Here is a 23,543-nt window from a genome sequence, read left to right on the forward strand (position 1 = left end):
ACTATGTCTAGTTACTACCCAGCCGCAGAACTACAGAAATTTGCTGGCGCCTTGTTTCAGCGGCTGGGGCTCGCCAAGGATCGTGCGGATGTAATGGCTAATGTTTTCCTGCAGGCAGATTTGCTTGGCTTCACCACGCATGGCCTGCAGCGGGTGGTGAGTAATTTAAAGTGGTTACAAAGTGGTGAATCCCGGCTCAGTGGCGATCCTCTGGTGTTGTCTGATCGTGGTAATTGCTTTAACTGGGATGCTCAATTTTTACCTGGCCCCTGGGTATTAACCAAGGCCATCGAGCAGGCTTTATCTCGAATACCTGAACAGGGGGTGGTCACGGCAACCATTCGTCGCAGTCAGCATATTGCGTGTCTGGCTGCTTACTTGCCTGAAATTATTGAAGCAGGATATGTTGCGATTCTTACCTGCTCGACACCTGGCGAAAATACGGTTTCCCCACAGGGAGGGATCGATCCCCTGTTTTCGGCAAATCCTTTGGCTTTTGCAGCTCCTGCGGGTGATTATCCTTTGTTATTCGATATCAGTATGTCGGTCACGGCTGGCGCCTATGTATCCCGTGCTAAGCGAGAAAATACCAAAATGCCTACGCCATGCCTAAAGGATAAGCATGGCAATTTATCCGATGACCCTTTGGTTTTTGATGATGGCGGCAGTATTCTGCCGGTAGGTGGGGCTGATCACGGTTACAAGGGGGCGGCACTCAGTGCAATGTTAGAGGTATTGTCGATGGCATTGGGAGGCTACGGTCGCGGTGATGAGTCGGCCACTCAAGACAAAGAAGCCAATTCGGTTTTTTTACAGGTTATTGATCCCCAAGCCTTTGGGACCCAGGCGGATTTTCTGCGCCAAACAATTGCCTTGAGTCATCTTTGGGAGCAAAACCGAAGCGATAGTGGCAAGCCTGTACGGGTGCCGGGCCAGCGTGCCTGGGCCACGAGAACGCGGCAGTTGCGCGATGGAGTCGAGTTATACCCTTCTATCATGCGGGATCTGCAGCCTTGGGCCGAAAAACTACAGGTCCCACTTCCTAGCGCGCTGGTAACAAGCTGATTTTTAGCCGTATACCACTACGCCTGAAACCTCAAGCCCTCAACTGCTGCCTCAACCGGACCCTCAAGTAAGCGCTACAGTTACGCCCCATTTTCTTGTGTGAGCTAATGGGGCGCTAATTTCTTCTCTCCAGATTTTAATCGTGAGTGTTGGGCTTGGCCTCACTGCATTTCCCTTACTCTAAAAGCTCATTGATACCCTGTTAATTCAATAGGCCTTTAAGCCCGGCTTAATTGACTTGATCGCCAGTCCTTGCTTGCCTGTGATATTCCTTATCTGGAGCATTGTCGGTTTGGTTATATCTCATATATGAAAATCGGGGCGGTTTAGTCCACATGAATATGGCGGGAGCTGTGTAGGCTGGTACTACGATAGGGGGCATAAACCAAAATAAAAGGAGGGAGTATGAATGATTTTGCCCATATGACGGCCTTAGAGCTGTTAAAAGGATATAAAGATAAGTCATTTTCTCCGGTGGAAGTGACAGAAGCGCTGTTGAGGCAGATAGACTCCTGTAACCCTGCTGTTAATGCCTACTGCCTTGTAGATAAAGAGACCACTCTGGCCTCAGCTCAAGCCTCAACTCAGCGCTACTATCGCGATGAAACTCAAGGTGTGCTGGATGGCGTACCGGTGGCGATTAAAGATGTTTTCCTTACCTCGATGTGGCCCACAATCAAGGGCTCTAAAACCATCGATCCTAAATCCACCCTGGGTAAAGAAGCGCCAAGTGTTGCGGCTTTGAACCGCAATGGCTATGTCCCTCTGGGCAAGACCACGACACCGGAGTTCGGCTGGAAAGGGGTGACGGATAACCCGGTCGATGGTGTTACTCGTAATCCATGGGATACCGATAAAACTGCTGGCGGCTCTAGCGGCGGCAGTGCAGCGGCTGTTGTGCTCGGTATGGGACCTCTGGCCTTGGGTACCGATGCAGGTGGCTCTATTCGCATTCCCGCGGGCTTTTGTGGTCTTGTTGGGCTCAAGCCGAGTTTTGGCGAAGTACCACATTGGCCGGCGAGTCCTTTTGGAACCCTGGCGCATGCGGGTCCCATGGCCTGGACGGTATCCGACTGCGCTCTGTTGATGAATGTATTGAGTGAAGCCGATCCGCGAGATAGCAATGCGATTCCCCGTCGCAACATTGATTATCTTAAGGCGATTTCCGGTGAGCCACGCGAACTGCTCAAGGGAATGAAAATTGCCTACAGCGCAACCTTGGGATATGTACAAAATGAGCGCGATGTAGAGCGGGCTGTGTACAATGCCGCGCAGCTCCTGCAGTCACTTGGCGCTGAAGTGACTGAGGTTACACCGGGTTTTGAAGATCCTCTCGCAGCGTTCGGTCATCTGTTTTATGGCGGTGCAGCCAATGCCCTGCGCACTATCGGCAAGCGCCAGCGCACGTTAATGGATTCCCAGCTGGTTGCTGTTGCCGACAAGGCCTCGCAGCTCTCAATGTTGGATTACCTCGCCGCGGTGAATGAGCGAACAGCCCTGTGTGAACATATGGCTCAGTTCCATAATAAATACGATCTGCTGATGACGCCGACCCTGCCGATTACAGCTTTTAAAGCTGGCCGTGAGGTACCAGAGGGCTGGCCCAGTACCCGCTGGCCCTCGTGGACACCGTTTACCTACCCCTTCAATATGACAGGCCAACCGGCACTCTCTGTGCCCTGTGGTTTCTCCTCTAACGGTTTACCTATTGGTATGCAGCTTGTAGGCAGGCGTTTTGAGGATGCTACGGTGCTGCGGGCCGGGCAGGCTTACCAGCTTGCCGCTCCATTGACGGATAAACGCCCAAAGCTTTTTTATAACAATATTGCCGAGGGAGAAAAGGTGTGAGCCGGTTAGAATTTGATTTCTACGAATCGGAGGACCCGGTCTGGAACCCAGCGCTTTTAACGATTCCGGTACCCGGTATCCGCAAGATGGTTAATCTGGCGGCCACCATGGATGACGTGATTCATTTGTCTATCGGACAACCTGACTCACCGGCTCCGCCTCATGTTATCCAGGCCACGGTTGATGCGGTACAAGCAGGTCAAACCGGCTACACCATGGATGCGGGGTTACCAGAACTGTTAGAGGCGCTTGCTGAGTATAATGGTGAACGCTATGGCCGTAAGATCACTCCAGAAAATATACTTGTCACTACCGGTGCAACAGAAGCCATCTACTTGGCACTTACGGCCATGTCGGCGCCGGGGCGCGAGTTTATTATGGCCGACCCATCTTTTTTATTGTACGCCCCGTTAATTCGTATGAATGGTGGGGAAGTGCGTTATATTCCCACCCGTGCGGAAAATAATCATCAGCTAGACCCACAAGAGGTCATTGATGCAATAGACAATAATACCCATGCTATTGTCTTGAATTCGCCTAGTAATCCCACTGGAACAGTCTATCCACGTGAGACCGTGGAAACTATTGTGCAAGAGGCTGCGTATCGCGGTATTTTTGTGATTAGCGATGAGGTTTATGATCATCTAATTTACGATGACCGTGATTATGCCGGTGTGCTCTCTTGCTGCTCTGATCTCGATCATGTAATTATTATCAGCAGTTTTTCCAAAACTTTTAGTATGGCTGGTATGCGCGTTGGTTGGATGATTTCAAGTCAGGGAGTTATCCGTAAATTACGCCGATATCATATGTTCACCACTACCGTTGCAAATACCCCTTGTCAGTGGGCTGGTGTAGCAGCATTAAAAGGAGATCGTAGTTTTATTGCGGATATTATTGAAAATTATAAAAAAAGGAGAGATCGTCTGGTCCAGTTAATTGAACAAACACCATACCTTGAAGGTTATACCCCTGAGGGAGCTTTCTATATGTTTCCATCGTTACCCGAGGGGATAAATGGTAATAATGTCGCCTTGCGTATGTTGAGGGAGACCGGAGTGTGCACCATTGCTGGAGATACCTTTGGTGAATCTTGCCGTAACGCCTTGCGTTTCAGCTACGCGACCTCAATTGAAAACATTGAATTAGCTTTTGAACGTATTATTCCATGGATGGAGAGGCAAAATTTTTCCTAGAGAGTCCCCCGGCTTATTTTCTCAAGATTGTTTCAGAGTGGATAATCTGTGATTCCTATTGTTTAGAAGTTAATGTAAATCTAATTTTTGTTTGGTAGATATGGGTGTGCATTTATTATGATTTGTATAAGGTCGCTATCCATTTTAGTTGTTTGTCCTCTGTAGAAGTCTCAATTCATTAGGTTTTTCTCTCTTTTCTCATCGTTTATTTCTATTTTTAGTTTCAAAAGGATCTCTCTTTTAATGGGGGGATCTGTTGTCGAATTTCATGCAGCTGTAACGATAATTTGTTTTACTGAGAGGGCAGTAATTAAACCTTTCAAATGAAAAGTATTTCGTTATGACAAAAATAAATCGACGCACATTGTTGAAGTGGGGCGGCCTACTAACTGTTTCTGCCATGGCGCCAGCCGTTTGGTCTAGCAGCGGGGTGAAACAATATGAATATACTGGTGCTGCCAGCACTTCCAGCCACTTTTTGCATGGAGTGGCTTCTGGAGATCCTACCGTCAATTCAGCCATTATCTGGACAAGGGTCACCTCCGCAGAGGCGGCGCCACTGGTTTATTGGGAGGTAGCCCTAGATGACTCCTTTGAACAAATTGTATCAACAGGCTATACGCAAACCGATGAGTCAAAGGATTTCACAGTCAAGTTGGATGTGACCGAATTGAATTTTGGCCGTGACTATGTTTATCGATTTAAATACCGCGATCAGTCTTCACCGGTTGGTCGTTTGAGACTGGCGCCCCAGAGCAATACCGATATCTCGTTTCTAAAATTTATAGTGACATCCTGCTCGCATTTTGAGCATGGTGAATTTGTTGGCTATCGGGATATGGTGGAAAGAGAGCAGAATATTGATGCGGTCATTCATCTTGGTGATTATTCCTATGCGTCCTCCAATTCTGGTGACTACCGCAAGTTTAGTCATTCCGACTTCAAGTTCGATCGGGAAAGTTTTAGGGCTCGCTACTCTGAGATAAGAATGGATGCCTTCCTGCAGCAGGCACATCAGATGCATACTTGGATGGTGATTTGGGATGATGGCGATTTAAGGAACGGTGTCTGGCGAGAAGGGCCGGCCATTAATGGTGCTGACTTCAATGAGGCGATGGATATCGCCATGGAAACTTTCTTTTTGTGGATGCCCATCCGCTATATTGCCCCCAAGCGTGTTTGGCGATCTATTCCCTATGGCAATCTGGCCGATATCTTCTTTATAGATATGTGCTTTTATGATCGCGATGAGCCAATTAATGATATGCCGGATAACCTGAGCAAGCGTCAGCCAGTATTTGAGCAGTACGATTTCCCCGGCCGCAGTATCATCGGCCAGGAGCAAGCGTCCTGGTTTGAGCAGGCACTTCGGACATCCACTGCCCGCTGGCGGATTGTCTGCTCCGGCGCTCCGGTGTTTGAGTGGTGGGATAACTACTCTCCCAGTGCCTGGCGGGCTTACCCCCAGTCTCATAAGTGGCTACTAGAGCTGTTCTCAGAGCTAGATAACAATATTGTTGTTTTGTCCGGTGGCCTGCACAAAGCGATGGCAGCCGGTCTGGCCTTGGACCCCTTTGCCAGTGATTACAGTGCTGGTCGCGATAACGTAGCTGTTGAAATTACTGCACCCTCCCTGACTCGGGGCGATGGCGGTGCTCTCTGGTACGAGATTGCTGATAATCGCAGTACCGAGAAAGCCCTCAAGAAGAACCCCCATATGAAGTTCCGCAAGGGTAATCGCGCTGGTTATCTAATTACCAAATTTGATACTGATCAGTTTGTCGGCCGTTGGAGGCTCTACGAGGATGTAAGAAAGGTGAATGGCCCCAAGGCAGATACCTATGGGGATATTGTGAGTGAGTATGGAAAATCTAAAATTAAAATCATGGATTGATCGTTAGGTTAAGATTAGACAAAAGGAAAATCATTTCTCTATTCTGACAGTTGATGAACTCTGTAAAGAATAAAAAATAGAAGAGGGAGGCGTATAGTGTTTCCGCCTCTCTCTAATGCAAAAAAAGCGCTTATATCGATTAGGTATCGCTTGGAGCTCTCCCAAATAAGCTCCATTTGGAACTTGGTTATCTAGTTTAGAATACCTTCATTTGTTGAAATTAAGAATCTCTCGCATGATACTCTGGATGGATTTTGTTTTGAAGATACCTTGTAAGCCAAGAATGGTACATGTTACTAAACTTCCTTCGTGCATAAATGTGATTGGCGTCAATAACTATTAGGGTTGGTAAAGGTTTGTCAGATTGATTTCTTTAAAGATATTTAGTCGCAGTATTGATGTGTAGGTGTTGTGAAAGAGTGCTGTCTTATTTATTTTCGGGGCTTAAAGTTAGCTTGTGAGAAACGTATTGATTTTGGCTGTGAATTTTTTGCTTTTACAAAGTTAGGGCAGAATAGAGCAGTATTGCAATCCACCTCCAGGTTAGACTGCTCAATACTCTGGAAGCGTTATTCTCTACGTTACTGAATGGCGCGGTTATTGTCAAAAATCGCGTTAATTAATCAAGAAATATAATATACCATTTATGAAAATGATATTGAGAAATCCCAGGAGGGCAGATCTCAGTATGATCGCCTAGATGGAAGAAGTGTTACTGTCTTGCTTATTAATGGAGAGGCGGTTCGTGGATATAATGCTAGTAAGATATTCAATGCTTCTTCGAGAATTCAAAACCCCAGTTTATTGAAATTATTTTTTAAGATGATTATCGAGACAACGCTTCGGATAGTTTACTGAATTCGCTATATTCAGGTGCAGCCTCGGATTTCAGTCGAAAGATTCATAGTTACCTTAGGCGTTATTGGATCTTCAGGCAGTAATCTATAGCGCCGCAGTTAGCATGCGGAGCACAGCCCCACAAGAGCGATAAAGAATGGCTCAAAACCAGTTTAAGCTGCTCGGTACACGACGTTTCCTACCGCTATTTATCACTCAGGTTCTAGCAGTTTTCAGTCGGAATATGTACAAAAATGGGCTAATAGTGCTGCTGGCATTCCGTATGGCTGAAGAGGAATCTAATACGCTGATCAATATTGCCACTGGTCTGATTATTCTGCCCTATTTTCTCTTTTCCTCCTTGGCAGGCCAAATCTCCGATAAGTTCGACAAAAGCAAGCTCATCACAATCTACAAACTGGCCGAAATAGGTATAGGTATCGTGGGTATTATCGCGATGTTTACCCAGCATTATGCCTTGAGCCTGGTGGTCTTTTTCTGCTATGGCACTTCCTCCACACTTTTCAGTGCGGCAAAATTTTCCCTGATACCCCAGCAATTAAATAGAAGTGAGCTACTTGCTGGCAATGCGTTGATCCAAATGGGAGCCTTTATTGGTACCCTGACCGGAACAATTGTCGGCACTATATTGGTCGGATTCACTCATCCCGGTCAGCACGGATTAACATTTATCGCGGTTATATTGATATTAACGGCCGTCATTGGTTTTATGGCAAGTTGCGCAATTCCCAAGGCCCCGCCTTCATCTCCAAAACTGCGCATTAATTGGAATCCCGTGGCACATGCCATGCGTGTCATGTACTTGGCGTGGCAAACACCTCCTGTGTTTTACTCCATTTTCGCCATTTCCTGGTTCTGGCTGACAACCACGGCATTTCTTGCGCAGATTCCCAACTTTACCCGCGACACCCTTGGGGGAAACGAAGATATTATCACTTTGCTGTTGTGCAGCCTCACCGTGGGCACAGCCTTGGGATCACTGCTGTGTAACTGGCTATCCCGAGGGCGTATCGAATCGGGATTGGTGCCACTGGGTGCTATTGGTATCAGTTGCGCGGGATTGGCGCTCGGTTTCCAATCCAGCAGCTTTCAAACACTTTCCAACGCAAGCCTAACCCAGTTTTTTAACCATCATGGTTCCTATTTGATCCTTCTTTATATGACGCTCTTTGGGATTTTTGGCGGTATTTTTACTGTTCCTTTATACGCAATGATCCAGGACCGCGCAAGTGCAGAGATTCGCGCGCAGATCATTGCGATCAGCAATATGCTCAACGCGCTGTTTATGGTGACAGCCGCTCTCGTGAGCATTACTTTCCTGGATATTCTAAAGATCTCTATCCCTAATTATTTTGTCATTATCGCTTTACTAAATATGATTGTGGTCACTCTGATTTTTGCCAAGTTACCAGAGTTCATCATGCGCGGGCTGCTATTGCTGCCTGCACGAATCCTCTATCGGGCCAGCCAAAAAGGATTGGATCAAATCCCCAGAGAGGGGCCCGCTCTCATTATTAGTAACCACATCAGCTTTCTAGATCCAGTGATATTGGCGGATACCGTCGAGCGTTATGTGCGCTTTATCGCACACCCTAAAATCTATAAATCCCGTCTGCTGCGCTGTATTTTACATATGAGCGATGCTATCCCTATAGGTTTGGATCTCGATGATCCAAATAGCCGTGAGCGCACTTACAAAGCTATAGAGGAGAGCTTGGACAACGGGGAGTTACTCTGTATTTTCCCCGAGGGGAAAATCAGTGAAGACGGTGAGCTGCAGCCATTTCTGAAAGACATTGAGGAGATTTTACGGCGCAAATCTGTTCCGGTTATCCCTATTGCCTTACATAGTGCCGATGCCCAGGACGAAAACTCAGCGCAGCAGTCTAAAAAGAAAAGTAAACGCCGCTTATTTCCCGAAGTTCTGGTAATCGCAGGACAACCGGTAGAGAGTATCAATACCGATTCGGAAAGCCTGCAAAAAAAAATTCGAGATCTCAAGAAAAACTAATAGGAATAAACGATAGAAAGGAGATTGCGCACAGCGCCCACGCCTTCACCGATGTCACCGGCTTTGGCCTGCTCGATCACTGACTGGAAATACTGAAATCCGATGGGCTCGACGCCACACTGATCGCCGAGCCACTGTCGATGATTCCCGGTGACCGCCAATGCCTCGAGCTCGCCTGGCTATCTAGCATGCAGCGGCAAAACGCCTACGTATATGTGGAAAACCTGTCGGAAGGACAATCCATGGCACATAGAGATTCCTCAGACCTGTGGCCGTCTGCTCGCCGAAGTGCCTGTAGACAAAACGGAGCCCTGCGCGCGCGCTTTACTGCAGAGTGGTTCCAGCCAGGCCCTCTATCATCGGTGTGATCAGCAGAAACGAGAATCTACAACTAAGGGTATAAAGGTAAGTCTGCGAGAGATGGCCATTGGCGGCAGTTACTTACCCGCGATAGCGAAGTCGAATACAACCAAGTCGTTAACCCCGTACTAGCCTACATTACTTAATAGCCGTTAATTCGGAGAGTTTTGGCTTCAAAATAGATGTTGGCAAGCACCTATATACAGCGAGAGTTACACAGATTAGTGAGTCAACTTTTTAAGTAATAAACGGGACGACCAGCCTCCATGAAAAAGATTGTGATCATCGGTGGCGGAGCCAGTGGCCTTCATTTGGCAACTCGGCTTGGACGTTATTTCAACTCTACCCGGATGCTTGGGCTTAAGCATGAGGCGCCATCCGCTCAGATCACCTTAGTCGATAAGAATCGCACCCATATCTGGAAACCCCTAATCTACCAGGTGGCCGTTGGCACATTAGACACCAGTATGGATGCTCTTAACTACCAAGTTCACGCCAGCTCTAATGGCTATGAATTTCAGCTCGGCTCATTGCAATCCCTCGACAGGAAGCGCCAGATTTTGACCCTAGGGGCAGTGCTGAATGACAAAGGCTGCGAACTAATACCTCCACGCGAGCTGGAGTACGATTATTTGGTGCTCTGCGTTGGCAGCATGAGCGATGACTCCAATATACAGGGAGTGCGCGAGCACTGTATTCCTCTCGACAGCATTGAGCAGGCACACAACTTTCACAAGCACTTGCTTGATCACCTTCTATGCCTAGAAGCCTACCCCGATAAAACATTACAAATTGCCATTATTGGCGGTGGCTGTACCGGAGTGGAGCTTGCTGCGGAACTGGTGATGGCTATTAGACAGGTTGGCCAATATGGGCGTATCTGTACCGGTGCCATTGACATTACCTTAGTCGAGGCCGAGCCTCAGCTGCTACCGGGTCTACCGGCAAGATTGGGTAACAGCGCCGAGCGCGAACTATGTAAGATGGGGGTTCGTGTACTTACCAACAGCCATATTATCAGTGTCAGTACCAACAGCCTCACTACAGATGATGGCAGAGAGATCCCCGCAGCAATTCGAGCCTGGGTCACCAGGGTTAAGGCACCGGAGTTCCTCACTCAGTTGGATGGTCTCGTCACCAACCAACTCAACCAGATAGAGGTGAAAACCACCCTGCAAAGCAAAAATGACCCCCATGTCTTTGCTATGGGGGATTGTGCCAGCTGTATCGACGGTAACAAGCAGCGTGTACCATTGCGCGCACTAGCTGCGCAACAGATGGCCAAGCATTGTTCCACCAACCTGATCGCCCTGATAGAGAACAAATCCCTGGGGCACTTCTATTACCGGGATCGTGGTTCGCTGGTCTCCCTTAGTACAAACACTGCTGTAGGGAACTTAAGGACTGCTTTTGTAAGAAGAAACCTTACCCTTGAGGGACGTATCGCCAGTTTGGCCTACCACTCCCTCTACCAAATGCACTTGGCGACAATCCACGGCTGGCCCAAGGCCATACTGCTCTATTTACTTAGTCAGGCCAACCGTGCAGTGAACCCACGCCTTAAATTGCACTGATAAGGATAAAGTGGAAACTATCGCGACAATCAAAGATTTACTGGCCTTTGTCATTGGGCACCCTTGTCGCGTAGTTTATCGCTTAAGTGAGTGTCCGGCGTTGGTGGTTGGATCAAACCTTATTTTCTCAGGATCTATCCATGGAGTGGACCTGTTTTACTGTCTAAAACTGTGCGAAGTGTTTAGGATATGGCAAACTGTTCAAAATAGATCGTACAGAAAAATATATTCAGGATAAGCCAACTCCAATATATCGCTTAAGGCGAGTCGTGTGATGCCCCCACAAAATACAATACCTTGTGGTCAGTGATATAACCATAACCATCTTTAAATATTGAAAGCGCATATTTAGCAAGCTCACAATTGGCACTCCAAACAGAATCTTCTAAAATATATGTTTTGAAGCGAAATGAAGCACTTTGCGCAGTAGCCAGGACACAAATATGTGTTTCCACACCAACAATAAAAACTGTATCAACCCCTAAACTTAGTAATTTCTCCTCCAGGGAGGTATCAACAAAGCCGTTATAAACATGCTTTTCAACTACAACTACCTCCTCTTCTACCAGCTGCCAGATAGGCTCTATTATTTCCGCACCCCAAGTGTCTGACTTGCAAGGGTAGTAACACCTTCCTCTATTTTCCTCGCCACGAAGAAAAGAATTACGATATTTATGATCTGGCTTAATAATTGTCTGCAACAGAAGAACAGGAATCCCTCTCTCTTTGGCAATCCTCATACATAAAGAAATATTATTAACTACCTTTTTTAGATCATCACCTTTGCGGATGATCCGCGGACTCCAATCTCTAGATGGCGACGGATTTTTAAGCTCCATATTACTGGAACCATGCTGCCTGCGATCGTAATACCCCCCCGAACAACAAAAATCATTTTGCATATCGACAACAACCAGAGCCGCGCTGATATTTGTTGACAGATCATTTATCACATTGTCTTCTCTATCATCAGCCCTATTCAAATCTTTTTCCTCACATTCAGTTCTGTGTCTGTTGAATACAGCAGTGCATGATCGTCTTTGTCGCCACTATTAGACTTTAGTATCACAACATAAATAACTCTTTTCAAAAAGTTGGCATAGGCTGCTTTTGCGTAAACCTTAGTGGTATCATTCAAAGCCCCAACATGCTCTAAACGATTCAAGTCAACCTTTCCATCGTGATTTGGGTCCGTTCTGTGCCGCTGTAAACGCCTTCCTATAACCATCGCATCTTGCCAATGAATTGTAACCCCGTTGGAATGATGGTTGGAACAAATTTCACCTTGGCGTAGTAGGTATCTGCAGCAAGTTATTTAATACCGAGATCAAGGAACGCTGGTGCAAGTTTGACGGTATGGTGAGCATATAGCTCAATTCGAGATCGGCCTTCTTCGTCTATTTTCTGCTGAGTATCTATGGCATCGGCAATACTCGACTTCAGGTCAGTGATACTGATCAAAGAGATTACAAGGCCACGTTGTGAGGCTCCGGCACTACCATTGTAATACCAGCTTAGGCCTTCCGTCTTTTTCGCTGATTTATTGATAAAGCTGGCAGCTATAGCAGCTATGTATTCATGACCGCTTGGGTACGTCTGCATGAACACTTCTGCATTGAACTTAACGAAGTCAAAATTGCGACGTGACCATAGACGATAACGCCTCTCACTGGTAAAAACTGTACTGCTCTATGTTCATAAATGTCGTCTTCCCCTGAGAAACCAACAGTACAACAAACAGCGTGAGTGTGAATTTTATTTGCGGTTTTTTGATGTTGGATGTTCGAACGAAAATTGCTTTAATTACGTCTTCCATGGGCAGGTGCTGCGTTAATAAGACCTGAGAACCTTATTTTCTCAGCCCCTGTCCATGGTTCCTGCCCATTCCATCTCTTAAACCTGTCCGAAGTGTTGTTATTTAGTTATCATTCGAAAATTTAGGGCAATAGCTGCTGTAATTAAGGTTGATCATGATAATGAAAGCGTTGTTTTTTGTAAGGATATTGCCTCTTAAAAAATCCTTTGTAGTTGCTTTGGCTCTACTGTGGTTTTTTTTAGGGTTTAGTTCTATAGCTAGTGCAAATAATATAAGTGCCAAGTTAGAAAAGAAGGAAAATGATAACTGGTTTGTAACCTTTGTGTCAGAAAAGCCAATAAAGCGGCTTGCTTTTAAAAGCTCCCCCGATAACTCAAGAAGTAAACGCTGGATTCCTACTGCTACAGGGTATCAGTTTGAGTTTAATGACGGAAGAGAAAGTGTATTGCGTGAAGATGATGGTGAGTTTACAGAAGTTACCTTTCACCTAACCCCAACTTATACTGTTCTCCCCAAAGAATACGCTCCTTTCTCGCCATTTTCTGATGGAGGTTATCTTTTGCATACAGGGAGGTTTTTTGCTTGTGCAGAATCCTGTCAACCCAGTTTAAATCATTGGCATTTAACAATAGCTACGCCCGAGTATGACAATATTATCTTGCATGGCAAGATCTATCAGAAAAGTATTCAGTGGGAGGCCTTAGACGAGGGCAGTAAGATCTATATTGGTCATGGAAAGCCGATACAGAGTGACCACTTTGTTAGTGTGATTGATGAGCTTCTACCAGAGAAGCTCCAATATCAAATGAGCATACAGCTGCCTAAGCTGATGGTTTTCTTCGCGGATAAAATGGGGGCGCTTGGCTATAGACCTGCGTTGTTTGCTTCTTATAGCTCAACAGATGATGGTCGAGTTGGCCATCAAGGTGGAACTTTGCCCGGTCAGATATTTATGCATTGGTATGGTCAGGAGTCTGTTATTGAAGCCATTGATGTCGATGAACTGTTCTGGCTCTTTTCCCATGAAGTTGCTCATCTCTATCAAAGAGAGGGTGCCGATGTTATAGATACTACTGATTCCTGGGTACATGAAGGGGCGGCCGACTATTTTGCTGGCCTGGCATTTGAGAGTATCATTTCTAAGGGTTTTTTGTTGCAAAAGATAAAGCAGGCAGAGCGAGGTTGCCTTGCCAGCCTGGAGGATAATCCGGTTTACCTGGATGCATCACGTAAGAATCCACGTGTACACTATGACTGTGGTTTGCTGATTATAAATGCAATAGATAAACAGTTGAAAGAGCAGGGCTCTATTTCTATTTATGAATTGTGGAATCTTTATTCTTCAAAAGTTTCATCAGGAGCGCCGGCTGGGGCGGATCAGTTCGTGCTTGCTGCCAAGCCTTATCTATCATCAGAAATAATCAAGAACTTGGAAAAACTGAAAAACTCTGAATTCTCTGCTTTAAAATTTATTAGAAAATTGACAGGGGATAATACCTAGAATACTGATTACTAATTAATCCGAGATGGGTAAGTGTTGGCTTACCCTCTAAATGGTTTTAACTCGTGTTAATACTTGTAGCTGTTTGAATGGGCTGTATATTGGCTATGAGACAATATTTACAGATCGGTTCTACTGTACTACTTTCTGGGGCTAGCCCCTCGTCGCTACCGTTTGTCTCTCGTTGTTTAACGCTTATCAGCCACTTCTGACCCCATTCAGCCACAACAGCTCCCGTTTATCCCTCTCCTCATCCCTTTATCGCACCATCAAGAACCCCTCCATAACCAGCGCTAATCTGCTCTCAACCTAAACGCAAGGAGAGAAATTATGAAGAAGATTATCGCAGCGGCACTGATTCATCTGGGTATGACAACTTCCGTTTTTGCCGCAGTGGATACCCAGCTGGAAGGGCTTTACAACAAGGCGGCGCAGCAGGGTGGGGATGCCATTGAAGTTTCTTACGAGGCTTTCAAAGCTGCTCAGCAGCGAGATCCCGCAGATCCGGCTGCTTTGTTTTACCTGGGGGCCAGCGAGACGCTGATGGCCAAGGAGAGCTGGCTGCCGTGGAAGAAGGTGAGCTATGCGGAAAATGGTATTGCCCGTATGGACAAAGCCTTGCTGATGATTGAGGAGCTAGAGGATCCGGGCCGTTCGGCTAGGGGAATGCCCCGGGATTTACTTTTTAAAGGGATTGCGGCAACCACTTTTACCAAGGTACCCGCCTTCTTTAATGCTTTCGATCGGGGTTTTGAGCTCTATGGTGAGCTGATGGGGGATCCACGACTGTCGCATATGCCGGTACAGGCAGTGAGCTGGATTTACTGTGGCGCTCTGGAGTCTGCAGATTTGGTGGAGAAGTCTGAGCTGAAAAGTGAGTGGCTGACAGTGGCCACCACAAGAGGGGCGCTGGCTCTTTGTAAGCCGGATACTGAGCAGTAGTTGGAATTGGAGCAGAATCGATGTTGCAGCTGACACATATAGAAAAGACCTATAAGACCGGTGAAATAGAACACCAGGCTTTACGAGACGTCAACCTGGCCATTCGTCCCGGCAACATGGTGGCCCTCTGTGGGCCCTCTGGCTCTGGCAAGAGTACTCTGCTGAACATCTGCGGTTTGCTGGATCAGGATTACTCAGGAGCGGCGCACTTTGCCGGTGAGTTAATGACCAGAGACTACCAGCAGGCGATGAAGATACGTCGCACTCAGATGGGGTTTATTTTTCAAAAATTCAACCTGGTACCCGTGATGAGTGCCTTTGAAAATGTCGCCTATCCGTTGCAGCTCAATGGTGTGGATTCAGCAGAGGTAAAACAGCGGGTAATGCAGATGTTGGATCATGTGGGCTTGGCAGAATTTGCCCGATACCGACCTGATCGTCTCTCCGGTGGTCAGCAACAACGGGTGGCAATAGCCCGGGCACTGGTACACAGGCCCAAATTGGTGATTGCCGATGAGCCCACCGCAAGTTTGGATAGTGTAACGGCCCAGCAGATTATTGAACTAATGAAACATCTGGGCAGGGAACAGAAAACGGCTTTTATTGTGGCTAGCCATGATGATCGTATGACTCAGCACTGTGACAGAGTAATTAATTTACAAGACGGTGTGATTTTGCAGGAGGAAGCCCCATGCGTCGCTTAAAACTGGCAGTGTTGAATTTATTACGCAACCGCCGCCGCAGTCTTTTGACCGTCGCAATTGTCGCTATTGTGGTGATGGCTCTGATGATTTCCGGGGGCTTTGGACTCTATACCTATAAATCCCTGAAAGAAGGCGCGGCACGCAGCCAGGGACATCTGGTGTTTACCCAGCCGGGTTATTTCAGCAGTGATGAAGAGTATCCATTACAAAACGGCTTGGAAAATGCGGATGAATTGAGAAAGCGCTTATTGACAGACAGCCAGGTGAAAGCGGTACAGCCGCGTATCTATTTGAATGGGTTAATCTCCACTGGAGAGAAGTCGACCATATTTTTGGGGCAAGGGATTTTACCGAGCGAGTTTCGAGTAAAAGGGCCTTTTTTAAATATGACCGAAGGTGGCATTCTCAGTAAAAATGAAGATCCTACCGACCCACAGATTATGCTGGGCAAGGATCTGGCCAGAAATCTGAATGTAAAAGCCGGGGACTATGTCACCCTGATGTCCACCACCGTAGATGGGGCTCTTAACGCACTGGACTTTAAAGTGCAGGGAATTTTTGGAACTGGTGTTCCTGATATGGATAAGCGCCAGGTATATCTGTCGATAAATTCTGCCCAGTTTATTCTCGATAGTAAAAAGGTCAGTACCATGCATCTGTATGGCTATGAGCTGGAGGACACCGAAGTATTAAACGCACGCCTGGCTGATCTGGCACCAGAGTTGGAAATTACCACCTGGGAGGATCGTGCCTTCTTTTACCAAGGGGTAAAGAGTCTATACGACCGAATTTTTGGCCTGATGGGCGTAATCATGGCGATGGTAATTTTTGTTTCCCTCTTCAATACCTTGGCGATGTCGGTTACAGAAAGAACCCGCGAGATCGGCACTCTTTCCGCACTGGGAACATCCCGCGCCGAATTACTGCTGGGTTTTGTGTTGGAGGCGTTGGTGTTGTCTCTGGTAGGAGCGATCGTGGGCATTTTGCTGGCGGCTGCGGTGAGTATGGGGTTGATGATGTTTGAAGTCACCATGCCGCCCCCTCCCGGTAAAACAGAGAGCTACCCCCTGGTGGTGTATTTCTCCATGAACCTGGCTTGGATGATCACATTAGCAGTAGCCGCAATCTGTGTTCTGTCTTCCTTTATGGCGGCACGCAAGGGTGTAAACAAACCGATTACAGAGGCATTGGTACATGTATAAGTTAGCGAAAATAAAAAATGCGTGGAAACTATTGGGTAGCGCTCTGGTATTAGCCGTAGCACCCATGGCACTGGCTAATCCTCAAATTACCAACAGTGGGGCCAGCAGGGAGATTAACTACACCGCACAGCAGGTGGAGGCCATGCTTGCCAAAGCCGACTTTTACCGTCTGCAAGAGAATTCCGCCCGGGTAGTGACAGAAGTGCAGGTCTACAAAAATGGTGAGTTAGACAGTATGGATAAATACCATGTGTACACCCGTCCACAGCGCAAATCTCTGGTGGTATTCAAAGGCAAGGGAGAGGAGGGCACCAAAATGTTAATGCTGCAAGATAACTATTGGATGCTGATGCCGCGCAGCCGCCGTCCCATACGGATTACACCCATGCAAAAACTGCTGGGGGGCGCATCGGTGGGGGATGTGGCCACACTCACCTGGAGTGAGGATTACCAGGGCTTTTATGCAGGGCAGGAGATATTACAGGATCGGCTGGCCAATCGCCTGAATCTTACCGCCAAAACCAAAGGGGCCAGCTACCAGCGTATTAACTTGTGGCTGGATAGCGAAAGTCATTTTCCGGTAAAAGCCGAGCTTTATTTGAAATCCGGTAAGTTGGCCAAGATTGCACACTTTACTTCCGGGCAAAGAGAGGGGCGACAGGTGGTGGCGGAAATGCTGCTGCAGGATACGATCAATACTGGCACCGAGACACGGGTTATTTATGAGAGTGCCCAGGCTCATGATTTGCCGGAAAAGTATTACAACCCGGCCTACCTGAGCCGCCAGTCAACGGCCGAACTCTAGCGCACTTTGCAGTCGCTATTAAGCGGCTGCAATGGTTTTCTGCTTAGTGATTTCCTGTGGGGACTCCAATTCCTGGAAAAAAATGGCCTCAATAGCTTCCGCCTCGCGCAGGCGTTTGAGCTTCTCAAAAAATACCTGGGCTTCTGGAAACGCGAGCTTGAGATAGGCCAGCCACTGCTTGATCCGGTTGCCCAAATACTTGGCCGGGTAAACTTCCCGGGTAATTTGATAATAACCCCAGAGTAATTCGACAATCTGCGGCCACGCCATTGGCTGATATTTCTCCCCGGCGCAGAAGGCCTTGATTTGCAGTCCCAAGTCAGGCCTTGCCAGCAGGCTGCGGCCAAACATAAAGGCCTGACAATTGGTTTGCTCGCGGCAGCGCTGAAATTCCGCCAATGTCCAGATATCGCCATTCGCGACTACTGGAATCTGCAGTTTTTCCCGAATCTCACCGATATATTCCCAGTAAGCTGGCGGCTTGTAGCCATCGACTTTTGAGCGCGCGTGAACCGCCAACTCGTTGGCCCCACCGGCGGCTGCGGCCAGGGCGTTATCCATATAGGTAGAGCGGTCGTTGAACCCCAGGCGGATTTTCGCCGTGACAGGGATGTGATCCGGTACGGCTCGGCGCACAGCGCCGACAATCGCCTCCACCCGGTGCGGGCTTTGCAATAGGCAGGCGCCCCCATCGCTGTTATTGACCGACTTGGCTGGGCAACCAAAATTCAGATCGATCGCCTTTGCCCCCACGGCAACCGCTTTGGCGGCATTGATGCCCATGGCCTCGGGATTGCCGCCCAGAAGTTGCAAGCGTACCGGGACATCATTGGCCGTTTTGGCGCCTTCCAAGAGCTCCGGACACAGACGAGTAAAAACCCGGCGGGGAAGACGGGTATCGGTAACACGCACAAATTCGGTTACACAGATATCGACTCCGCCAATCGTTGAAAGCAGCCTGCGCACATGGTGATCGATAACACCTTCCATAGGGGCCTGGTAAATCTTCGGCTGCAGGGAAATAGTCTTATCGGTCATAAAGCTGGGAATCGGCAAAATGGGTGTGATGGTTGGCGCATATTCTATCAGCTAGTGGGCGCTATTTCGTAACAATGATCATTTCGGGGGTACTTTTCATAGGAGATGTAAACTCAAACTCGAGTGTGTTTGCACCAATAAAGGGCGTGATGAACCACGCGCCACCGTTGCCACTGAAACCATTAAGTGTTTGATTTTAAAAGCAACTTGTATTGATAATAGAAAATTGACTGCACTTCCATGCTGCAGAAAAACTTTCTGGCAGCAGATAGTTTTGTTACTTGTCGGGGTGGGGCCGCCAACACAGTTGTATTTGCTCTGCTTGACGACTAGATTGCCGGGCGTAATAGGGATTGCCAGCCGTGGTCATCGCCAAGTCGCGTTCATCGCCAATTAGACCACTGCGTTCAGTCGCAGGGTACTTTGGGATTTGTCGTCGGTGCGGCCTGGTGTTCGGCAAGTTGGAACAAGCTGGAATTTGTGCGGAAGTTTAGCGGTATTGTTTGGGGGGGGGTTATAGGCGCCCAAGCATAGCGGCTGCTTAACATGAAACGGCCACGGGCCGAAGAATAATCACCCGGATATTAACCTTGTATTATCCGAAGGCTTAGGGGGATACAGAGTGCAAGATACGCTACTTCAACAGGGATTGGACATCACCCTGTTCGGTATGGGAATTGTTTTTACCTTCCTGCTGTTACTGGTGGTAGGCACCGGCATCATGTCCCGAATTATTACCCGCCACTTTCCTGAAGCGGAGCCAGTCGCCTCACCGCCCGCTAGTGGCAGCGATGACGATGCCCGCTTGCACGCCATTATCAAGGCGGCCATCGAACAACACCGAAAAAAACGTTAATCGCTAAATTTCGCTTCACGACAACATCCAATAATTTCTGCCGAGAGAGATAACCCATGACTGAGGTTAAAAAGCCATTGGGGATTACCGACGTAGTCCTGCGTGACGCCCACCAGTCACTGTTCGCCACCCGCATGCGACTGGACGATATGCTGCCGATTGCAGAAAAGCTCGATAAAGTCGGCTTTTGGTCCCTGGAATCCTGGGGCGGCGCCACCTTTGATGCCTGTATTCGCTATCTCGGCGAAGACCCCTGGGAGCGGATTCGCGAATTAAAGAAAGTCATGCCCAATACCCCGCAGCAAATGTTGTTCCGTGGGCAGAATATTCTGGGTTATCGCCACTACGCCGATGATGTCGTGGAAAAATTTGTCGAGCGCGCCGCAGTGAATGGGGTGGATGTCTTCCGCGTGTTCGATGCCATGAACGATATGCGCAACCTGAAGACCGCCCTGGCCGCAGTAAAAAAACAAGACAAGCACGCTCAGGGCACTATCTCCTATACCGTGAGTCCGGTACATACTATGGACTTGTGGGTGGACCTGGGGCGCCAGATTGAGGATATGGGGGCGGACTCCATTGCCATTAAGGATATGGCCGGCCTACTGCGCCCCTACGAAGGCTACGATCTGGTAAAGCGCCTTAAAGCGTCGGTGGATATTCCCATCCACCTGCATTGCCACGCGACTACGGGTCTTTCTATTGCCACCGCGCTCAAATGTATTGAGGCGGGTGTCGACAACGTGGACACTGCCATCAGTTCCATGTCCATGACCTACGGCCACAGCCCCACCGAAACTCTGGTTGCCATGCTCGAAGGCACTGAGCGGGATACCGGTCTGGATATTAATCTGCTTGAAGAAATTGCTGCGTATTTTCGCGAGGTGCGCAAGAAGTACGCGAAATTTGAAGGTTCCCTTAAAGGTGTGGACTCGCGCATTTTGGTGGCCCAAGTGCCTGGTGGCATGTTAACCAATATGGAAAACCAGCTGCGCGAGCAGGGCGCGGGCGAGCGCCTGGATGAGGTACTCGAAGAGATCCCCCGCGTACGCCAGGACCTGGGCTATATCCCCCTGGTAACGCCCACCTCGCAAATTGTAGGCACCCAAGCGGTGTTAAATGTGCTGACTGGCGAGCGCTATAAATCTGTCTCCAAAGAAACCGCAGCCGTTTTGAAAGGGGAATACGGTGCGACCCCTACCGAAGTGAATCAGGAGCTGCAGGTGAAGGTGCTGGAAGGCGCAGCACCAGTGTCCTGTCGCCCTGCGGATCTGATCGCTCCAGAGTTGGACAAGCTCACCCTGGAGCTACAGGAAAAAGCCGGGGAAGAGGATATCGCCCTAACCAATGGTGAAGGTGAGATTGACGATGTCCTGACCTATTCACTCTTCCCACAAATCGGTCTTAAGTTCCTGAAGAATCGCGGCAACGCTGAGGCTTTTGAGCCAGTGCCAACCGGTAATGAAAATGCCGCAGTGAAAAATGACAAGGGGGAAGAGGTTTACACGGTCACCGTGGAAGGCCAGAGCTACACCGTAATGGTGGCCGATGGTGGCGACCTGACCAATATTGCCCCGGTGGGTGCGGCTGCCCCTACAGCCAGAACAACCAATTCGGCTCCAGCTAACGGCGGTGAGCCGGTTAATGCGCCCCTCGCGGGCAATATCTTCAAGGTCATGGTAAAGCCCGGTGACAAGGTCACCGAAGGCCAGGCCATTATTGTGCTCGAAGCCATGAAGATGGAGACCGTTGTGAGTGCGCCGCGCGGTGGTAGTGTTGCCAGCGTAGCGATTAAAGAGGGCGATTCCGTGGCGGTGGGTGATGCCCTGCTGTCTATCGCATAGATTGGGGTAGGAGTCGCAAGTGGATAATTTACTCACGCTTTGGCAATCCTCCGGCATCGCACAGATGATGCCGGGGCAGCTGGTCATGATCTTTGTTGGATTGGGGCTGCTGTTTCTGGCTATTCGCAAAAACTTTGAGCCACTGTTGCTGGTGCCAATTGGCTTCGGCGGTATCCTGGCCAATATTCCTGGAGCAGATCTGGCGCTCTCTGCGGCAGAGACCGCATTGGCCCAGGGGAATACGGCAATTCTTGCCCAAATGGCCCAGATCCTGGGGCTGGATACCGGCGCCAGCCTCAGTGACTTAAAAGCGGCCTTGGGTGCTGCCCCGGCTGCGGTACAGCTACAGGCTGCGGAGTTTGCCAGTGATGCCGGTTTTAGCAACGGCATGCTGTACAACTTTTATTCCGTGGCTATTGCCTCGGGTGTAGCCCCGCTGGTGATTTTTATGGGGGTGGGGGCCATGACCGATTTCGGCCCGCTACTCGCTAACCCGCGCACCCTATTCCTGGGGGCGGCCGCACAGTTCGGTATCTTTGCCACCGTGCTAGGTGCCGTCGGTCTCTCGGTTGCGGGGATTATGGACTTCTCCATCGCCGATGCTGCGGCTATCGGTATTATCGGCGGTGCGGATGGCCCCACGGCAATCTATGTTTCCAGCATTTTGGCTCCCGATTTGCTCGGTGCGATTGCGGTGGCAGCCTACTCCTATATGGCATTGGTACCCATGATTCAGCCACCGATTATGCGCGCACTCACCACCGAGCAGGAGCGCAAAATTGAGATGGTGCAGCTGCGCCATGTGAGCAAGCGCGAGAAAATTACCTTTCCGCTGTTGCTGCTGATTCTGGTTGCCTTGTTCCTCCCCGCAGCAGCGCCGCTGTTGGGAATGTTCTGTTTCGGTAATCTGATGAGGGAATGCGGTGTGGTGTCTCGCCTTTCGGATACTGCTCAGAATGCGCTGATCAATATCACCACGATTTTCCTGGGCCTCTCGGTTGGTTCGAAACTGGCCGCAGATAAATTCCTCGACCCAAAAACCCTGGGAATCCTCGCCTTGGGTATCGTGGCCTTTGCGATTGGTACCGCCGCAGGGGTATTGATGGCGAAATTGCTCAATGTCTTCAGCAAGCACAAGGTAAACCCGCTTATCGGTTCTGCCGGTGTATCTGCTGTGCCCATGGCTGCGCGGGTATCCAACAAAGTAGGGCTTGAATCCAATCCGCACAACTTCCTGCTGATGCACGCCATGGGCCCGAATGTGGCCGGGGTGATTGGCTCTGCGGTTGCGGCAGGGGTGATGATCAGTATGGTGCGCAGCTTAACTGGCGGTTGATTGAGTCAATCAAAAGTTACAATCGAAAAGGCGAGCTTCGGTTCGCCTTTTTTCTTACAGGGCTTAATGCCTTGAGATTAGCTGACACCCTCCCTCGATAAGATTCATTTTGAGTTAAGGTTATCTGCGCTATATTCCTCCCAGCATATTGACTTGTGATAAGAAATTTTACTGGAAGTAAGACCATGCGTAGTTTGCCCCTTTTGATTTCCCTCGCTCTTTTCTCCACCCCGCTACTGGCCCACGACAACCACCGCACCGCTGAAGACATCCACGAGATCAAAAGAGAGGTGGTAAAACTTCGCAAAGAAGTCCATGCTCTGAAGGATGAAAATGAAGAAGCGGCTGAAATGCGCAAGCTCAAAAAAGAGGTTGTCAGGTTGCGCAAGGATATCCGCTCCATGCAGGATCTGATTCTGGATTTGCAGGCTCTGGTTGAAGCACAGTCTAAAAATACCCATCCTGATGTGGTTCTTCAGCCAGTGAAGGAGCGCCCCCGATGGGCTTGTTATATGAAAGATGTACGCGCTGGTGGGATGCACTCCAAAGGCTTTTCAGAAGTAGAAGCAAAAGGCAAGTTGCTTGAAACCTGCTCCACACGGGGTGGTGTTTGTTTTGAGAATAGAATTACTTGTTCAGCGGAATAGCTCGGGCTTCGATACATACTAGGCAGAGGGGCTTTTGGGCATAGTC

Annotated in this window: 21 protein-coding genes; 16 read left to right on the top strand and 5 right to left on the bottom strand. The window is 48.7% G+C overall.

Translation table 11 applies throughout. The features are described from left to right. Positions 1–3: 3 nt before the first annotated feature. The 5 genes from ACXAFI_RS05285 to ACXAFI_RS05305 all read left to right on the top strand — a co-directional run bounded on the left by ACXAFI_RS05285 (position 4) and on the right by ACXAFI_RS05305 (position 8,872). The gene (locus ACXAFI_RS05285; protein WP_475107956.1) at positions 4–1,065 is read left to right on the top strand and encodes an Ldh family oxidoreductase; all 1,062 of its coding nucleotides are present in this window, start codon (positions 4–6) and stop codon (positions 1,063–1,065) included. Positions 1,066–1,470: 405 nt separating this feature from the next. Beyond that, positions 1,471–2,913 carry an amidase gene (locus ACXAFI_RS05290; protein WP_475107957.1) on the top strand — a complete coding sequence of 481 codons (1,443 nt, stop codon included), beginning with the start codon at positions 1,471–1,473 and terminating at the stop codon, positions 2,911–2,913. After that, positions 2,910–4,109, top strand: coding sequence for a pyridoxal phosphate-dependent aminotransferase (locus tag ACXAFI_RS05295; RefSeq protein ID WP_475107958.1), 1,200 nt, complete (start codon positions 2,910–2,912; stop codon positions 4,107–4,109). The genes ACXAFI_RS05290 and ACXAFI_RS05295 overlap by 4 nt, the downstream gene beginning before the upstream one ends. 340 nt (positions 4,110–4,449) lie before the next feature. Further along, complete coding sequence (locus tag ACXAFI_RS05300; protein WP_475107959.1) at positions 4,450–6,003, top strand: alkaline phosphatase D family protein; 1,554 nt, start codon at positions 4,450–4,452, stop codon at positions 6,001–6,003. A gap of 994 nt (positions 6,004–6,997) precedes the next feature. Continuing rightward, on the top strand, positions 6,998–8,872 hold the full coding sequence (locus ACXAFI_RS05305) for an MFS transporter (RefSeq protein ID WP_475107960.1): 1,875 nt from the start codon (positions 6,998–7,000) through the stop codon (positions 8,870–8,872). Here ACXAFI_RS05305 and ACXAFI_RS05310 read toward each other — a convergent pair. Next, the gene (locus ACXAFI_RS05310) at positions 8,869–9,033 is read right to left on the bottom strand and encodes a hypothetical protein (RefSeq protein ID WP_475107961.1); all 165 of its coding nucleotides are present in this window, start codon (positions 9,031–9,033) and stop codon (positions 8,869–8,871) included. The two genes, ACXAFI_RS05305 and ACXAFI_RS05310, sit on opposite strands and share 4 nt — an antisense overlap. Positions 9,034–9,060: 27 nt before the next feature. Here ACXAFI_RS05310 and ACXAFI_RS05315 point away from each other — a divergent pair, with 27 nt between their 5' ends. Together ACXAFI_RS05315 and ACXAFI_RS05320 are read left to right on the top strand one after the other, a co-directional pair. Next, positions 9,061–9,240, top strand: a complete 180-nt coding sequence (locus tag ACXAFI_RS05315; RefSeq protein ID WP_475107962.1) for a hypothetical protein — start codon at positions 9,061–9,063, stop codon at positions 9,238–9,240. Positions 9,241–9,498: 258 nt separating this feature from the next. Beyond that, positions 9,499–10,806, top strand: a complete 1,308-nt coding sequence (locus ACXAFI_RS05320; RefSeq protein ID WP_475107963.1) for an NAD(P)/FAD-dependent oxidoreductase — start codon at positions 9,499–9,501, stop codon at positions 10,804–10,806. A 257-nt stretch (positions 10,807–11,063) separates the two neighbouring features. Here ACXAFI_RS05320 and ACXAFI_RS05325 read toward each other — a convergent pair whose 3' ends face one another. The 3 genes from ACXAFI_RS05325 to ACXAFI_RS05335 all read right to left on the bottom strand — a co-directional run bounded on the left by ACXAFI_RS05325 (position 11,064) and on the right by ACXAFI_RS05335 (position 12,408). Continuing rightward, the gene (locus ACXAFI_RS05325; RefSeq protein WP_475107964.1) at positions 11,064–11,789 is read right to left on the bottom strand and encodes a cysteine hydrolase family protein; all 726 of its coding nucleotides are present in this window, start codon (positions 11,787–11,789) and stop codon (positions 11,064–11,066) included. Beyond that, positions 11,786–11,971 (bottom strand): hypothetical protein, encoded by a 186-nt coding sequence (locus tag ACXAFI_RS05330; protein WP_475107965.1) that lies wholly within the window; start codon positions 11,969–11,971, stop codon positions 11,786–11,788. Before ACXAFI_RS05330 ends, ACXAFI_RS05325 begins: the two co-directional genes overlap by 4 nt. 146 nt (positions 11,972–12,117) lie before the next feature. Beyond that, positions 12,118–12,408 carry a hypothetical protein gene (locus ACXAFI_RS05335; RefSeq protein ID WP_475107966.1) on the bottom strand — a complete coding sequence of 97 codons (291 nt, stop codon included), beginning with the start codon at positions 12,406–12,408 and terminating at the stop codon, positions 12,118–12,120. A gap of 374 nt (positions 12,409–12,782) precedes the next feature. On the opposite strand from ACXAFI_RS05335, the gene ACXAFI_RS05340 reads away from it, so the two are divergent. The 5 genes from ACXAFI_RS05340 (at position 12,783) to ACXAFI_RS05360 (ending at position 17,776) form a co-directional block, all read left to right on the top strand. Continuing rightward, positions 12,783–14,123: a hypothetical protein gene (locus ACXAFI_RS05340; RefSeq protein WP_475107967.1), complete on the top strand. Its 1,341-nt coding sequence runs from the start codon at positions 12,783–12,785 to the stop codon at positions 14,121–14,123. 330 nt (positions 14,124–14,453) lie between these two features. Further along, entirely contained in the window at positions 14,454–15,065 is a 612-nt protein-coding gene (locus ACXAFI_RS05345) for a hypothetical protein (RefSeq protein ID WP_475107968.1), read from the top strand. 20 nt (positions 15,066–15,085) lie between these two features. Continuing rightward, positions 15,086–15,769: an ABC transporter ATP-binding protein gene (locus tag ACXAFI_RS05350; RefSeq protein ID WP_475107969.1), complete on the top strand. Its 684-nt coding sequence runs from the start codon at positions 15,086–15,088 to the stop codon at positions 15,767–15,769. Next, a complete protein-coding gene (locus ACXAFI_RS05355) occupies positions 15,757–16,971 on the top strand; it encodes an ABC transporter permease (protein WP_475107970.1) in 1,215 nt (404 codons plus the stop codon). The genes ACXAFI_RS05350 and ACXAFI_RS05355 overlap by 13 nt, the downstream gene beginning before the upstream one ends. Then, the gene (locus ACXAFI_RS05360) at positions 16,964–17,776 is read left to right on the top strand and encodes an outer membrane lipoprotein-sorting protein (RefSeq protein WP_475107971.1); all 813 of its coding nucleotides are present in this window, start codon (positions 16,964–16,966) and stop codon (positions 17,774–17,776) included. The genes ACXAFI_RS05355 and ACXAFI_RS05360 overlap by 8 nt, the downstream gene beginning before the upstream one ends. A gap of 18 nt (positions 17,777–17,794) precedes the next feature. Here ACXAFI_RS05360 and ACXAFI_RS05365 read toward each other — a convergent pair whose 3' ends face one another. Then, positions 17,795–18,814 (bottom strand): tRNA dihydrouridine synthase, encoded by a 1,020-nt coding sequence (locus ACXAFI_RS05365; RefSeq protein WP_475107972.1) that lies wholly within the window; start codon positions 18,812–18,814, stop codon positions 17,795–17,797. A 622-nt stretch (positions 18,815–19,436) separates the two neighbouring features. On the opposite strand from ACXAFI_RS05365, the gene ACXAFI_RS05370 reads away from it, so the two are divergent. From ACXAFI_RS05370 to ACXAFI_RS05385, 4 genes are all read left to right on the top strand, one after another. Continuing rightward, positions 19,437–19,670, top strand: coding sequence for an OadG family protein (locus tag ACXAFI_RS05370; RefSeq protein WP_444919510.1), 234 nt, complete (start codon positions 19,437–19,439; stop codon positions 19,668–19,670). A gap of 56 nt (positions 19,671–19,726) precedes the next feature. After that, a complete protein-coding gene (oadA, locus tag ACXAFI_RS05375) occupies positions 19,727–21,514 on the top strand; it encodes a sodium-extruding oxaloacetate decarboxylase subunit alpha (protein WP_475107973.1) in 1,788 nt (595 codons plus the stop codon). 19 nt (positions 21,515–21,533) lie between these two features. Beyond that, a complete protein-coding gene (locus ACXAFI_RS05380) occupies positions 21,534–22,850 on the top strand; it encodes a sodium ion-translocating decarboxylase subunit beta (RefSeq protein ID WP_475107974.1) in 1,317 nt (438 codons plus the stop codon). Between the two features lie 185 nt (positions 22,851–23,035). Further along, positions 23,036–23,497: a THO complex subunit 7 family protein gene (locus ACXAFI_RS05385; RefSeq protein ID WP_475107975.1), complete on the top strand. Its 462-nt coding sequence runs from the start codon at positions 23,036–23,038 to the stop codon at positions 23,495–23,497. Positions 23,498–23,543 lie beyond the last annotated feature (46 nt).

Source organism: Microbulbifer sp. ABH2_005, from assembly GCF_056160005.1.